The following is a 15,475-nucleotide window of genomic DNA, read 5'->3' on the forward strand; positions in this document are numbered from 1 at the left end:
AATATTTTTTAAATCATTACGTTATACTTTCCATTCATAATTAAGCCATTGCTTATTTTGAGCCGCCCCTAGCCTTTCATAAAACTTTTTGCCAGCTTCATTCCATGGTGCAACATTCCATTTAATCTGCGCACAATTATTTAATTTAGCTTCTAAATGCAAAGCATTCATCAACTGCTCTCCTATTTGTTGCCCTCTATATGCTGCATCAACATATAGCTCTTTAAGATAAACAGAAGCCTTGTTTACAGCAGTATATGGCAGGTAATAGTAAACCAGCATACCTGCTATCTGACCATTATGATCTGCCACGAAAGAATAAAAATCAGGAGGGCTTTTTCTGAATCCGCTTTCTTTTACTATTTCCGGCGTAATTGCAAAAACATCAATATATTTTTCAAATACTGCCAGTTCTTTCATCAATATCCACAATTTTTCACTGTCTGCCTCAACAGCTTTACGAATTTTTATTTCTGTTTGGTTCCTGTATGTTTTGATCATTAGTGATTATAAATTTTCTGCCATTTTTTTTGACCGAAATGTTGATTTCGGACCATATCGTTGCAGTTAAAATCAAGCTGCCGCCTAAAAGTAATTTCCATGTCAAAGTTTCATCTAATATAAAAAATGCGGCAAATGCTCCAAATACAGGTTCAAAAAGATAAATTATAGCCACTTTTTCAGCAGATAAATAGTTCTGCGAAATCATGGATACAGCATACATATAAGCAGTAGAAAACACTGCACAATAAACAATCGCAGTCCAGAAATTATGATCTTCAATAAGCCAGTTTTGCTGATTCTCTGTTACTGCAAAAATTAAACAGATAACAGTGCTTGCAGCAAACATTGGGACAATTGTAGTTATTATTTCACGTTTGTCTTTTTGTTTTTCGACCATTATCAGATAGATACTGAACCCAATTGTTCCTAAAATGACATAAGTAGTTCCCTGATTTATTGTTAATCCGTCAGAAATAGAAATTATGGCCAAACCAAGCAGTGCAATTAGCGAAGCCATCCATATTTTGCTGGAAAAAACAGTTTTATACAACATCCACTTAAGCATAGGAACAAGAATTACGCAAATTCCAGCGATAAATGTACACTGAGATGCAGGCAGATATTTAAGGCCTTTTGTCTGCAGAATTATCCCAAAGGTCAAAGGCAATGAGAGCATAATTCCTCCTATCATACTTTTGCTATCAGTCTTTTTAAAATATTTCGCAAAGAAAACAGAAAGAATAATGGTAGCAAGTGCTAATCTATACACCAGGAAAACATATAGTGATCCTGTCGCTACTCCAATCTTAGTAACAGAGAATGAAATACCCCAAAAAGCAGTGCCTAGTATTAAAAGGATAAGATATAATTTTTTCTTTTGCATGTTATAATTTTGAAATATTCAAAAAAGCATTTCGATGATTGTTTTATTTTATTATTAAATTGCAGGCATGGATATACAGCAATTGAAATATTTTCTGGCCCTTGCCAAGGAGCTTCACTTTTGGAAAACGGCTGAAAAAATGAACATTACCCAATCTGCCCTCAGCCGTCACATTATGTCTTTGGAAAATGAAATGGGTCTGCAGCTTTTTTTTAGAAATAAACGTAATGTTAAACTTACTCCGGCAGGCGAATTTCTAAAGGAAAAGTGGAGCATTGAACTCATTCAGCTTGAAGCTATACAAAAACACGCCCGTCAAATTCATTTAGGCGAACAGGGTTCTGTTTGTATCGCGCACCCGGACTCAATTTCTTCGTCGATTTTACCGGATTTTCTAAAAAAAATTGCAACTGTATTCCCTAAATTAAAAATTGAACTGGTCCAGTTGACTTATGAACAGCAGGAAGAACAGCTTAAAAATTATAAAATTGATTTGGCCTTCAGTCGTGAGATAAATGAATCGGCGTCTATTGATTCAAAAAACCTCGGTTCTGAAAACTTATGCTTAGTTGTTCCTTCAAATCATCACTTTATAACAATTGATGATATTACTCATGAAAGTATTGCTAAAGAAGGATTCATTGCAACAAATGCAGGTTCCAGCAATAGTTATGACAGCATTATTAGTGATGTTTACAAACACTATCAAATTGACCCTGATTCGCATATTTCCTGTGAATTTGGATCTACCATTATTTCTTTAATTAAAAATGGTTTGGGCATCTCCATTTTGCCTGAATCTTATAGACTTCAGCATAATGAAAACGTTCGATTTATTCCGCTTAACTTCACAGCCAACCTGTATATGAACTGGCGTAAAAACGATCCAAACACTTTAATTAACACTATTCTTGAATTATTATAAAAGTATAGCTATCTGATCATTTCGATATGTAATATTCCGTCTTCATCATAAGGTTCGCCGCTTTCTATAAAACCCAGTGAATTGTAAAATTTTGACAAATGTTGTTGTGCCCCTATACGTATCGGTGTTTCTTCAAATACTTTTTCACAAGCTTCAATTGACTTTTGCATTAGTTCTTTTCCCAAACCCATGCCTCTAAAAGCTGGTACACTAACTACCCGACCAATTGAGATTTCCTGATAAGACAATCCTGCCGGTAAAAGTCTAGTATATCCTGCAAGAGTGCCATCAACATAACAAAGATGATGATAACTCTGCTGATCTTTATTATCGATGTCCTGAAACACACAATTCTGTTCTACAACAAAAACTTCACTTCTCAACTGTAAAATCTGGTACAATTCGATATTGGTTAATTCATTAAATGTTTTTATAAAATAAGTTGTTTTCATTGTTTTGTCTATTATCTTATTGCTGTAAAGGTAGCAATAGAACTAATGCGTAAAAATGCTTTATTAACATCAACTAATGCAATTATTGAATTAATTTAAAATTACGAATACATGAGTTTTGATATAATTACATTCTGCTTTTAAAAATCTAACCTCAATCAGTTTCGAAATTGATGTTTACACAAATTCAAAACATTTATGATAGAATTTGAAAGACCTTTTTGAACCCCTCGTTTAACTTCGCTTTATAAATATTCCATCAAACAGAATACCGATATAAACGATTAAACCATGAAAAAAACTTTCAATCTATTTCTAGTCCTCTCCGCCATTACTTTTAGCACTTTTGCAAAGCCTGTTCAAAATGATGATCCGTCTTTGCTTTGGTTTAAAAAAACAACTGAGGTAATTCATTTTCAATTAAATAAAGCGGCACAAACCTACAAACCGGGTAAAAATCCGCGTTCTGTAAATCCCGACGGAACGGTAAGGCTTGCAGGTTTAACCGACTGGACAACTGGTTTTTTCCCGGGAAGTCTTTGGTACGGATATGAACTTACAGGAGACAAAACCTTAGCCGATGAGGCTAAAAAATTTACACTCGCTTTAGATTCTATCCGAAACATAAAAAACACCCATGATGTAGGCTTTATGCTGTATTGTTCTTACGGAAATGCGTACAGAATTACCGGTGATAAAATATATCTTCCTGTTCTGGCAGATGGCGCTGCAAACCTTTACGCCCGCTTTAGTCCAACCGTGGGAACAATCCGTTCCTGGGATTTTACCTGGTGGCATTATCCTGTAATTATCGACAACATGATGAATCTCGAATATTTATATTGGAGTGCCAACCAGTTTAATAAACCTGAATATGCAAATGCCGCAAATAGTCATGCCACAACGACCATGAAAAATCATTTTAGAAAAGATTACAGTTCGTATCACTTGGTAGATTATGATCCAAAAACAGGTAAAGTACTGCGCAAAGCAACACATCAGGGCGTTACAGATGAGTCGGCTTGGGCTCGCGGTCAGGCCTGGGGATTGTACGGATATACACTGTGTTATGCCAATACCAAAAATGAGAAATTTTTGCAGCAAGCAGAACACATTGCTTCCTTTATTATGAACCATCCAAGAATGCCAAAAGATAAAGTACCGGTTTGGGATTTTGATGTACACAATGCAATGGATACTGCAGAGCGTGCCCCAAGAGATGCTTCGGCTGCTGCTGTTATAGCATCTGCTCTACTCGATTTAAGCACTCAGGTAAAAGACGGAAAAAAATATGCTGATTATGCCGAAGATATTTTAAAATCATTATCATCCGATGCTTATTTGGCAAAACCGGGCGAGAATAGTTTCTTCTTATTAAAACACAGCGTTGGTGCCTTTTTATACAATTCAGAAATCGATACGCCGCTTGATTACGCCGATTATTATTATCTGGAAGCTTTAAAAAGATACGCTTCAATCAAAAAAATTGAAATCTAAATGAATTAAACACATTGCCGGTCATCGGAAAAAAATAAAAGATCCAGTTTTATTAGGTTAGGGATTTTAGAAAAAGTGACGTATTCGAGTGATAAAATAGTTTGCCACAAACATTTGAATCCTAACTTCTGCTAAAGAATTCCTGACCTGAAGGCCTGATCAAAAACAGGCAATATTCTGATTTAACATTCAATTGACTTAAGAATATTGATGAAGTAATTAATAAGAATACCGCAATAATAAAATTTTAATAATTAATCTATTAAAAAATAATCTTATGAGCAAAAAATTACTTTTTTCAGTGGGGCTTTTTGCCCTGGTTTTGAACTTTTCTTATGCTCAATTGAGCGATGTAAACGATATTAAAACAAAATATCGAAACTGGTTGACGGGTGAAAATCTCGATTACTCAAAATCGCAGGTTAATGAAAGATCCAGCAGGTTTCTTAGCAGCGGAATAGCAGCCAAAAATTTATCTGCTTACAACTTTACAAATCCTGGCCCTGCATGGAATTTTACTCTCAGCGCCGACCAAAAAGCGTATCAGGATTTGGTAGAATTAAAGCTTATCAGGCTTGTATTTTTATATCAGTTAAAAGGATCGGCTTATGCACCAAATCCTGATTATCATAGTCCGGCGGTGCGAGACATGATTTTGACTATTTTTAATTACATGAAAGCAAAAGGGATAAGCAGTACAACAAATTTTGATTATCTGGCAATTCCCGCTACAGAAGAAGTTATTACGAGCGGTCACGGAGTCTGTTTGCGTTCTTCAGGATATGCCACAGCTATTTTTTTAATGAAAGAGGAACTGATCGTTGCAGGTGAATTTACCCATCATATGGCCGCACTTAACACACTCACGGCTTTTATAGCGCCTGAATATCCTAATTTTAATTTCACCAATCCGGGATTTAATTCTGATGTTGTTCGTTCTTCTGTTCAGCAAAGACTTTGTTATGTACTGGCTCAGGACGATACAGACAATTCAAAGCTTGCCAATATGGATTTTCTAAAAAGATTCATCGATAATGCACTAAAAATAAGCAACGGCTGGAACGATTGTATCAAGCCCGATTTTATAACCTATCATCACAGAGGCGCGTATTCTAATACTTACGGAGTCGAAGCCTTGCATCAATCTTCTATCATGAATATGATGCTAAAAAATACTGCTTATGAATTAACTACCGAAGCACAAAGCAATCTAAAAACGGCTATTTTAACCTACAGTAAATTTAGTAAAGGTTTTGAAATGCCTTTGGGCCTTGCCGGAAGATTTCCAACCAATACAGATGCCCTTAACGATTTAAGACCCGCACTGGCCTTTTTGTATGTCACAGATCCTCTTGCCAATGCAGATGCCGGAAGAGAATTTGTACGGCTTTGGGGTATTTCCACAACTGCTAATACTGCTTTACTGAGAATGAATGCCTTATCGATTACCATGGTTTATACGCCTGGCGGAGTCATGGACATACTGCAGACACTGAACACAGGTCTTGCTCCGCTTCCCGAAATAACCGAAGGGCAATTTAATTTTCCCTATGCAGGATTAAGCGTGCACAAGTACAATGGATTTCAGTCCAGTGTAAAAGGAACCAGCAAACACATCTGGCATTTCGAAAATTCGGCTAAAGAAAATGTTTTTGGCAGATATACTTCTGCAGGAGCATTAGAATTATTAACTACAGGAAATCCTGTAACCAGAACTTCCAATGGTTATAGTGAAAACGGTTGGGACTGGTCGCACATTCCCGGAACTTCAGTTGCCAGCCTTCCGTTAAGTGTTTTAGGAACGGGGACCATGCGTGAAATGAACGGAAAATCCTTTCTCGCACACGGCTCTCTAGACAACAATGGTATTTTTGGTATGGATTACAAAGACTTTAATTCTGTGACGGCTATGACGGCTCAAAAATCTAATTTCTTTTTCAAAAACATTATACTTTGCCTTGCTACTAACATCAGGGACGTCAATGGTACCTATCCCATTCATACTACATTATTTCAAACCGCGCTGGCAGATGTTAATACTCCCATTTACGTGAATGGTACAGCGGCAACTGGCACCAATTTTACCCAGACACAAACAACCGGAGCATTTTGGGCCACCGATGCGATTGGGAATGGTTATGTAATTCCGTCAAACTCAAACAATACAGATCCTGTAACAGTGACTCGTTCTGTACAAAACTCGCGTAATAATACCAATACAGCGGATACTTCCGGTAATTTTACTACCGCTTATATCAATCATGGCATCGCTCCTGCCGCCGGAAAATTTCAATATGCCGTTATAATGCAGGGCGGTCAAACACAAACCCAACAGCTTGCTGACAATTTTAATTCTTATTTTAAAATTTACCATCAAAACAGTCAGGCGCATATTGTGCAGTATATTCCGAACAACATATTTGGGTATGTAATTTTTAATCCCGCAACCGTATTTACTTATGATGCCGTGGTGAGCATAAACAAACCAGCCATTGTAATGACTCAAAAAGTTGACGCAGGATCTAAACTAAAAGTTAGCCTTACCAATCCTAATCTTTGTTTATTGACAGCAAGTGAAACCTACAAATGGAGCCAGATTAGTGGGCAGAATTCCATTTTAAACAGAGTACCGCAAGCAGATCCGGTTACGCTGACACTTAGCGGTTATTGGGAATTAGCTGCACCGCAAAACAATGTAACAACTACAATAAACGGTTCAAATACTGATGTTATCTTTACAACCATCAACGGATTAACCATACAAACTGAATTGGTAAAACAAACTTTAGGCATAAAACAAACAGAAAAACAAACAAATGAATTTCAGGTAATTGTTGTGCCAAATCCTGCACAAACAGATTTTAAGATTAGCATAACGAGCGATGTTCCGGAAACTATTTCTGCTGTAGTATTTGACACTTTAGGAAGAAAAATAAAAACCATTAAATCAAATTATGGACAAACAATTGTTTTGGGCAGTGATTGGAGTTCAGGAATCTATTTTGCTGAAATACGTCAGGGAAAGCAGAAAAAAACAGTTAAGCTTATCAAACAATAAAAATTAAACTCTATTTACTAAATAACCACCATGATAAATTTAAAAAAAACAACAGCATTGCTTTTTATGCTATTGACGGCTTGCTTAGTTCAGGCTCAGGAAATGACTATTACCAAGGCAAGTTTCGATAATATTAATCTTGCTTATCCGGGTTTAAAAAAAGTAAACCAACTTTTTAATTCGGGTAAATACGATGCTGCGGCTAAAGAACTTTTGACCTATTACCGCAATCGTAAAAACATCAGAAATTCCGATTTTAATTTAGGTGAAGAAGCTCAGTTTAAAGGAAAAGAAATTGGAAAATCCAATCAGGAAAAAGCAGATAATGCATTACTACATCAATTTCAGCCACATAAAGGCTACGGATTTTTCGATTTTGGAAAAGACATCAACTGGGATTACTGGCCTATAAAAGACAATGAAATTCGCTGGCAATTGCACCGTGTCACCTGGTGGACTTCTATGGGATTGGCATACCGCAGCAGTGGCGATGAGAAATATGCCAAAGAATGGGTTTTCCAATTTCGTGATTGGGAAAAGAAAAATTACTTAGGCCGTTCCGTTGATAATGACAGTATTGCCTGGCGCCCGTTAGAAGTATCAGAGCGCATACAAAGTTTCCCGGGTGTATTCAATTTATTTATTGTATCGCCCAATTTTACACCGGCTTTTTTGATGGAGTTTTTAAACAGTTTCAATAAGCAAACCGCTTATATTCCAAAACATTACAGTAAAGAAGGCAATCATTTATTGTTTGAAGCACAGCGTGTTTTAGGCGCAGGTGCCTTTTTTCCAGAGTTTAAACAATCCCCGGAATGGCGTAAAAGCGGTATCGACGTCCTTAACCGCGAAATAAAACTGCAAGTACTTCCTGATGGTGTACAATGGGAACTTTCACCAACCTATCATGTGGGATGTATCGAAATTTTCACAAAGGCTTATAACGCTGCAAAAATGGCGGGTGTAGAAAACGAATTTCCGGAATCGTATATCAAAACAATTGAAAAAATGGTCTTCGTTACCGCCAATATATCTTTCCCTAATTACAACTATCCTATGTTTGGTGATACGTGGGTGGTCGATAAAAACGTACGAATAAAACAATTTGCAGCTTGGTCAAAAATGTTCCCTAATGACGGACTTATCGAATATTTTGCTACAGAAGGTGCATCAGGAAAACTGCCTGATTATTTATCAAATGCATTCCCCAATGGAGGACTTTATACCTTTAGAAACGGGTGGGATAATAAAGCAACCATAATGGTTTTAAAAGCCGGGCCGCCCGCAGAATTTCATTCGCAGCCTGATAACGGGACTTTTGAACTTTGGGTAAAAGGACGCAATTTCACCCCTGATACAGGATGCTATATTTACAGCGGTGATGCCGAAGTAACCAAAATGAGAAACTGGTTTCGTCAGACAAAAGTACATTCTACTTTGACCTTGAATAATGAGAATATGATCATTACCAAAGCCAGACAAAACCAATGGAAAACCAGTAAAAACCTGGATATAGTAACGTATACCAACCCTAGTTATAATGATCTTGACCATCAGCGAAGCGTTCTTTTTATTGATCAAAAATACTTTTTGATCATTGATAAAGCCATTGGTAAAGCTACAGGGAATTTAGGCATACATTTTCAGTTAAAAGAAGACAGCAAACCCGTTTTCGACAAAGCAAACAACAAAGTTTATACTACTTATGCAGATGGAAACAACCTTTTGATCCAATCTTTAAACAGTGACAAAGTAGTTTTAAATAAAGAAGAAGGAAAAATTTCGTACTCCTATGCTAAAGAAACACCAAGACCAGCCTTTGTATTCGAAAAACCTAAAAAAGATACTGCAACGCAAAGTTTTATAAGTATCGTTTACCCTTATGATGGCAATAAAGCTCCTGAAATTACTATTCAGCCCAATAGCGACAATGATTTCGAAAAAGGGAATATTAGTTTAAGCCTTATTATTGATGGTAAAAAAAGCGATGTGAAAGCCAATCTGCAGGATTAAGCATTTTAAGAATTATATTTTCTAAGACGTCTAAGAGTTATCTTAGACGTCTTTTTTTGTTCTTATTTCACTTATCATGAAGCATAATAAAAATCAGTGATCCGTCTGCCGTTTATTTAACCATTAAGATATTAAGATGCATTAAGCTTTACTTTATTCAAGAAAATTAAGAAATCATTTAAATAATCCTTCATTGAAAAAAAGGCACAAAAAAAATCCGCATAAATCCGTGTTTTCGCGAGAGCGAATCCGTCTCATCCGCGTGCCATTACGCAATCTTTTTTTATCAATTCTAAACTAATTATTCAAAATAAAAATCAATTTTAAAATTAAAATCTCATTCTTCGAACAATAAATCATTAGCTGAAATTTAAATTAATAAGTTTTATCTGAAACATTAAAATAAATCAACAAATCAATCGATAAAAATCACCTCAAAAGGCCACTATTTCGCTTAACAATTTCCTGAATTTTGCTTAACTTTTAAACCCGCTACCCTATTTCAAAATTGATTAGTAAATACGGTACTTTCCTGAGAAAAACATTTCAAAAAAACAACATAAAAACTTGATTTCCCCTTTGTTTACGGGGAACGAAAACGTTGTATTAATCAAAATCAATATCATTTTGGACGTATTCAAAACTGTCATGTGTACCCGATTTCTATATTTGTTTTAATTAAAACCAAAAAAAACATGACTAATCCAAAAGAAACAAACCAGCTGCTACAGAATCTATTTTTATTCACCCGGCGTAAAATTCCCCAGCCCCTTCCTCAAGTTAATAAATTGTTATAATTTTCTCCACTGCATCGATTGAGTAAGTAATTTAATGAAACTATTAAAAGCGTACTTGTTCTTATTTTCAAAAATAATTTTAGAAGTTTCGCTCTGTAAATGAACAGAAACATTTAGATGTATCTTTTGAAATTGCAATACAAATAGTGGCTAATTTTAAACAAGACCAAAACCAACTTAAATAATATCAATAGGAATTAAGTACGAGACTTATTCCCATTTAAAACAAAATTATGAAAAGGACTATATTTTTATTAATGCTGCTTATAACTTCTATAGTTACCTATGGGCAAAATATTACAGTAAGCGGTGTAGTTACTGATGGGCAAAAACTGCCTTTACCTGGTGCGACAGTTTACGAAAAAGGAACCAAAAACAGCACCGTTACATCTATTGATGGTGAATATCAAATTAAGGTAAAACCCGATGCCATATTGGTATTTACTTTTATGGGAACAAAAACTACCGAGATCCCGGTTAAAAACAGAACCACGATCAATACAAAACTAATAGATGACACCAATAATCTTGATGAGGTAGTTGTGGTAGGTTACGGAACGAAATCAAGAAAAAATATTACCGGCGCCATATCCTCTGTAAAAGGAGAGGAAATTGCCAAAATACCAGTACAAAACGTTGCACAGGCCCTGCAAGGACGTGTTGCCGGTATGCAGGTTACGATGTCTGACGGAACTCCGGGATCTGAACCAACACTTAGAATTCGAGGCGGAACTTCTATAACACAAAGCAACGAGCCATTGTATGTGGTCGACGGAGTGGCGCAAACTGGCGGATTGGGCTTTTTGGACCCTACAGATATCGAATCTGTAGACGTGCTAAAAGATGCTTCATCAACCTCTATTTATGGAGCGCAGGGAGCCAACGGAGTAGTTTTGGTGACAACCAAAAAAACAAAAAGCGGTAAACTAACGATTGGTTATGATACTTACGGAGGTATTAAAACAATTGCCAAAAAGCTTGATGTAATGAATCCGTATCAATATACCCAATTAATGTATGAAGGTGCTACTGATGATGTAAGACTGCAAAAATTCATAAAAAACTATGGTACCTGGGATGAATTGGCCCCTCTTTATCAAAACAGGCCCGGTATTAACTGGCAGGATGAAATATTTGGAAATGCAGTGCAGTCTCAATATCATAAGGTAAGTATTAGCGCCGGTGGAAACGAAACCAAATTTAATTCATTTTATTCTGTTAATAACGATCAGGGTATTATGCTCGGGAGTGAATCTGTAAAGCATATCGCAAAATTGGCTGTAACGCATAATGTGACCGATAAACTTTCTGTGAATGCTATCGTTAATTATTCCAATCAAAAAATAACCGGATTAGATACAGGCGAAGGTGGAAATGCCAGATTGAGCATGTTACAGACTTTACTGCAATACCGACCAACAATTGGAAAAAATGGCGTAGACCAAGACCTTAAAACCCTTACCGTAGATCCGTTAGACAATCAGGATTCACCTATATTTCAAAGTCCGTCGATTACGATCGACAGCCAAAAAAGAGAAGCCATTACAAGATCGATAAACATGAGTTTGCAGCTTCAGTACAACATTACACCTAAATTGGTCTATCGCGGATTGATAAGTTATACCGATAACAATAACAACAGCAAGTATTTTAATGATGCCAGAGGTATTCAGGCTATCAGAAGCGGCGGTGCTAATGGCGGGGTTACCAATAATATCTCTTCCCGTTTAAATTATAATAATGTGCTGACTTATAGCAATACATTTTCTAAAAATCATAAGTTTGATGTTACCGCAGGTCAGGAATATATTTATAATTATTCCGAAGGAATTAGCACGACTGCCAGTGCTTTTCCTGATGTAAACTTAGGTTGGGACAAACTGCAATTGGGTACCATTGCGGGCATACCAACAACATTTGCAGAAGATGATAAAATGCTGTCCTTTTTTGCAAAGACAAGTTATTCTTTCAAAAATAAATATTTGTTTGCAGCAAGTATTAGAGCTGATGGTTCTTCAAAATTTGGTTCTTATAACAGATGGGGATATTTCCCTTCAGTATCTGCAGCTTATCGAATTATTGAAGAAGATTTTATGAGAAGCGTTCCTGTATTTTCAGACCTTAAATTTCGTGTAAGTTATGGTGAGGCAGGAAATAACCGAATTGCAAATTATGCTGCGTTAGGTATTTTTAATTCAGGATCTTATCCTATTAACAATCAAACTAATATTACAGCCTATCAAAACAATATTCCGAACCCGCTTTTAAAATGGGAAGCTACTAAATCAACGAATATAGGTTTAGATTTAGGATTTTTCAAACAAAGAATCTCACTTACTACCGAGTTATACGAAAATCGTTCTAAAGATTTGCTTTACAACACCCGTATACCGGCTAGTTCAGGATTTAAAAAACAGTTTCAGAATATTGGTGCAACATCCAACCGCGGTTTAGAATTTACCCTGAATACCATAAACATAAAAAAGGCCGACTTTAATTGGAGTACCAGTTTTAATATCGCTTTTAATAAAACAAAAGTACTGGCTTTAAGCGAAGGAGAAAATTCATTAATAACCAATAGTTACACCACTTCAAACGATTATATCCTAGAAGTAGGAAGACCAGTAGGTGTTATGTACGGATATGTTCGCGATGGTTTATATCAGGTTAGCGATTTTGATTATAATGCAACAAACAGCACTTATACATTAAAATCAGGTGTAGTGAGTGATAATGTTGTGGTACAGCCGGGATTCATAAAATTTAAAGATATTAGTGGTCCAAACGGAAAACCAGACGGAGTAATCAATGATTTAGACAGAACTGCTATAGGAGATTCAAACCCTAAATATACAGGAGGTTTAAATAATACCTTTAGTTATAAAGGATTAGATCTTAGTATCTTTTTAGATTTCTCTGTAGGAAATGATATTTATAACGCTAACGTGCTGAACAATTCAAGACTGAATCAGGAAAACCTAAATACTTTTGCTATTTATGCCAACAGATGGACTACGATTAACGCAAGCGGACAGCGTGTAACCGATCCTGCTGAACTGACAGCCCTGAATGTTGGAAAAACCAACCCAGCCTTCAATGGTAATGCTACAGGCCGTTTGTACAGCGATATTATCGAGGATGGATCATTCCTGCGCATCAATAATATAAGTTTAGGATATACCCTGCCTAAAAAATGGCTGAGCAATACTAAAATTTCAAATCTGAGAATTTATTTTACGGCTAATAATGTGTATGTATTTACCAAATATTCAGGTTACGATCCTGAAGTAAGTGTAATTAATAGTGCCATAACCAGAGGAGTAGATTTTAGTGCTTATCCAAGAAGCAAATCGTTTCTTACAGGTTTAAATATTTCACTATAATTTAAAGTTTAAAAAAATGAAAAAATATATATTTTCCTTTAAAGCAATTACAATAGTTGGAATAACTTGCCTGCTATTACCGCTTAATTCATGTGAAAAAGAACTGGAAGTAACACCCTACTCTTACTTTACAACCGCTAATTTTTTTACTAATGCCAATGAAGCCAATATGGCGGCTTTAGGTGTCTACGAGCCCATGTCGTCTCTTGATAGCTATGGCTGGAATATTTCGCTGATTTTTGATGCTGATACTGATATTGGTCAAATAAGCGGCTTAGGATCTGATGACTGGCGTACCATAGCGCATTATCAGGGAATCTCTCAAACGAATGCTTTTTATAACGTATGGAGTAAATTGTATGAAGGAATTGACAGAGCGAATGTTGTAATTGAAAGAATCCCACAAATGGATTTGTACGCAAACGGAACACACGCCGAAAAAACTCAGCTCAACAGATACATTGGAGAAGCTAAGTTTCTGCGCGGTTTTTACTATTCAGAGCTAGTGCGTTTATGGGGCGATGTTCCCTTTAAAACAAAAAGCTCTCAGGCAGGAGATAATCTTAAGGGAGCACTTGTAGATCGTCATGAAATTTATGCTCAGATTATAAAAGACATGCAGGAAGCAGCCCTTCTTCTTCCTGAACAAATACCAACAGATGAGCGTGTTAACAAATGGGCAGCAAAATCAATGCTTGCCAGAGTAGCCATCTTCGCAGGAGGCTATTCTTTAAACGCAGACGGAACTATAAAACGTCCTGCTGATTACAAAGAATATTACAAGATTGCACAAAAAGAGATCAATGATGTTATGGCACAAAATCCATATAAATTGAACCCTTCGTATTCTAAGGTCTTTAAAAACCAGTGTCAGCATGTTTTAGAACCTACAGAAAATATTTTTCAGATTGCTTTTTACAACTCAGCCGGAGCCAGAGAAAACGGATCCTGGGTGGGTTATTTCAACGGGGCTTTAACATCAAACGGAATTTACGCTACAACAGTAGGAAGATGTATGGTGCCAAAGCCATTCTACAGCAGCTTTACAGAAGGAGACCAGCGAAGAGATTTTTCGATAGCCACTTATACAATTAATGCATTGGGGAATAAAGTAGCTCTTTTGACCACAAAACAAGACGAAAGCTGGACAGTGGCAAAATGGAACAGGGAATATCAAACCAATTCTACTCAGGAAAGACAATATACACACATCAACTGGGTAGTGATGCGTTATTCAGATTTACTGTTAATGCGTGCCGAAGTAGAAAATGAATTAAACGAAGGTCCAAATGCTATTGCGTATGATGCCATTAATCAGGTTCGAAAAAGAGCTTTTGGATCAGATATTCAGGGAAGCAGAATTGCCATTGATTTAAATACCAAAGGAACAGGATATACAGCCGCGGCCAATGTTGTCTTTCAAATTACAGGCGGTGGCGGCAGTGATGCGGCGGCAGCTGTAGTAACACTTGCAAGTGGTGGAATTGGGACAATCGGAATGTTACGTTCGGGCGACGGTTATACAACCGCACCAACTGTAACCATTACAAGTACAGACGGAAAAGGTTCAGGTGCAGCAGCAACTGCCAGACTTTTACCAAAACCAACAGCTGCACAAATAAATTTACCAACAGGACTTAGTAAAGAAAATTTCCTTAAAGCCCTTCAACAAGAAAGAGCCTGGGAACTTTCAGGGGAAGGTATGCGCAGAGCCGATTTGATAAGATGGGGAATTTTGGGAGATAAATTAACCGAAACAAGTGTTGCAGTAAAAGCCATAAGATCTACATACTTCTACCCTGCTATCAACAATTTTGTGGCCGGAAAACATGAATTATATCCGTTTCCGCAAAACGAAACCGATGTGAATAAAAGTATTACACGTCAAAATCCGAAGTATTAAATCTCTTAATATCATTTTCAAGACATAGAATCATAGTTTATTTTGGCTGAAAAACAGGTG

General features: G+C 36.5%; 9 protein-coding genes. 6 read left to right on the forward strand and 3 right to left on the reverse strand.

Going from position 1 to position 15,475, the window contains the following annotated elements; all coding sequences use genetic code 11:
* Positions 1-21 precede the first annotated feature (21 nt).
* Both IRZ78_RS01010 and IRZ78_RS01015 read right to left on the reverse strand, forming a co-directional pair.
* The gene (locus tag IRZ78_RS01010; RefSeq protein ID WP_194614740.1) at positions 22-501 is read right to left on the reverse strand and encodes a GNAT family N-acetyltransferase; all 480 of its coding nucleotides are present in this window, start codon (positions 499-501) and stop codon (positions 22-24) included.
* Positions 458-1,387: a DMT family transporter gene (locus IRZ78_RS01015; protein ID WP_194614741.1), complete on the reverse strand. Its 930-nt coding sequence runs from the start codon at positions 1,385-1,387 to the stop codon at positions 458-460. The genes IRZ78_RS01010 and IRZ78_RS01015 overlap by 44 nt, the downstream gene beginning before the upstream one ends.
* Positions 1,388-1,454: 67 nt before the next feature.
* Here IRZ78_RS01015 and IRZ78_RS01020 point away from each other — a divergent pair, with 67 nt between their 5' ends.
* Positions 1,455-2,312: a LysR substrate-binding domain-containing protein gene (locus IRZ78_RS01020; protein WP_194614742.1), complete on the forward strand. Its 858-nt coding sequence runs from the start codon at positions 1,455-1,457 to the stop codon at positions 2,310-2,312.
* An 8-nt stretch (positions 2,313-2,320) separates the two neighbouring features.
* On the opposite strand, the gene IRZ78_RS01025 is transcribed toward IRZ78_RS01020, so the two are convergent.
* A complete protein-coding gene (locus IRZ78_RS01025) occupies positions 2,321-2,764 on the reverse strand; it encodes a GNAT family N-acetyltransferase (RefSeq protein ID WP_194614743.1) in 444 nt (147 codons plus the stop codon).
* Between the two features lie 291 nt (positions 2,765-3,055).
* Between IRZ78_RS01025 and IRZ78_RS01030 the strand changes: the two genes are divergently transcribed.
* From IRZ78_RS01030 to IRZ78_RS01050, 5 genes are all read left to right on the forward strand, one after another.
* On the forward strand, positions 3,056-4,261 hold the full coding sequence (locus IRZ78_RS01030; protein WP_194614744.1) for a glycoside hydrolase family 88 protein: 1,206 nt from the start codon (positions 3,056-3,058) through the stop codon (positions 4,259-4,261).
* A gap of 277 nt (positions 4,262-4,538) precedes the next feature.
* A complete protein-coding gene (locus IRZ78_RS01035) occupies positions 4,539-7,319 on the forward strand; it encodes a chondroitinase family polysaccharide lyase (RefSeq protein WP_194614745.1) in 2,781 nt (926 codons plus the stop codon).
* 30 nt (positions 7,320-7,349) lie between these two features.
* Entirely contained in the window at positions 7,350-9,332 is a 1,983-nt protein-coding gene (gene hepC, locus IRZ78_RS01040) for a heparin-sulfate lyase HepC (protein WP_194614746.1), read from the forward strand.
* A gap of 1,030 nt (positions 9,333-10,362) precedes the next feature.
* A complete protein-coding gene (locus IRZ78_RS01045; RefSeq protein WP_194614747.1) occupies positions 10,363-13,512 on the forward strand; it encodes a TonB-dependent receptor in 3,150 nt (1,049 codons plus the stop codon).
* A 16-nt stretch (positions 13,513-13,528) separates the two neighbouring features.
* Positions 13,529-15,415, forward strand: a complete 1,887-nt coding sequence (locus IRZ78_RS01050) for a RagB/SusD family nutrient uptake outer membrane protein (protein WP_194614748.1) — start codon at positions 13,529-13,531, stop codon at positions 15,413-15,415.
* The last annotated feature ends 60 nt before the right edge of the window (positions 15,416-15,475 follow it).

Origin of the sequence: Flavobacterium sp. CSZ, from assembly GCF_015350725.1 — a bacterium.
Lineage (GTDB): Bacteria > Bacteroidota > Bacteroidia > Flavobacteriales > Flavobacteriaceae > Flavobacterium.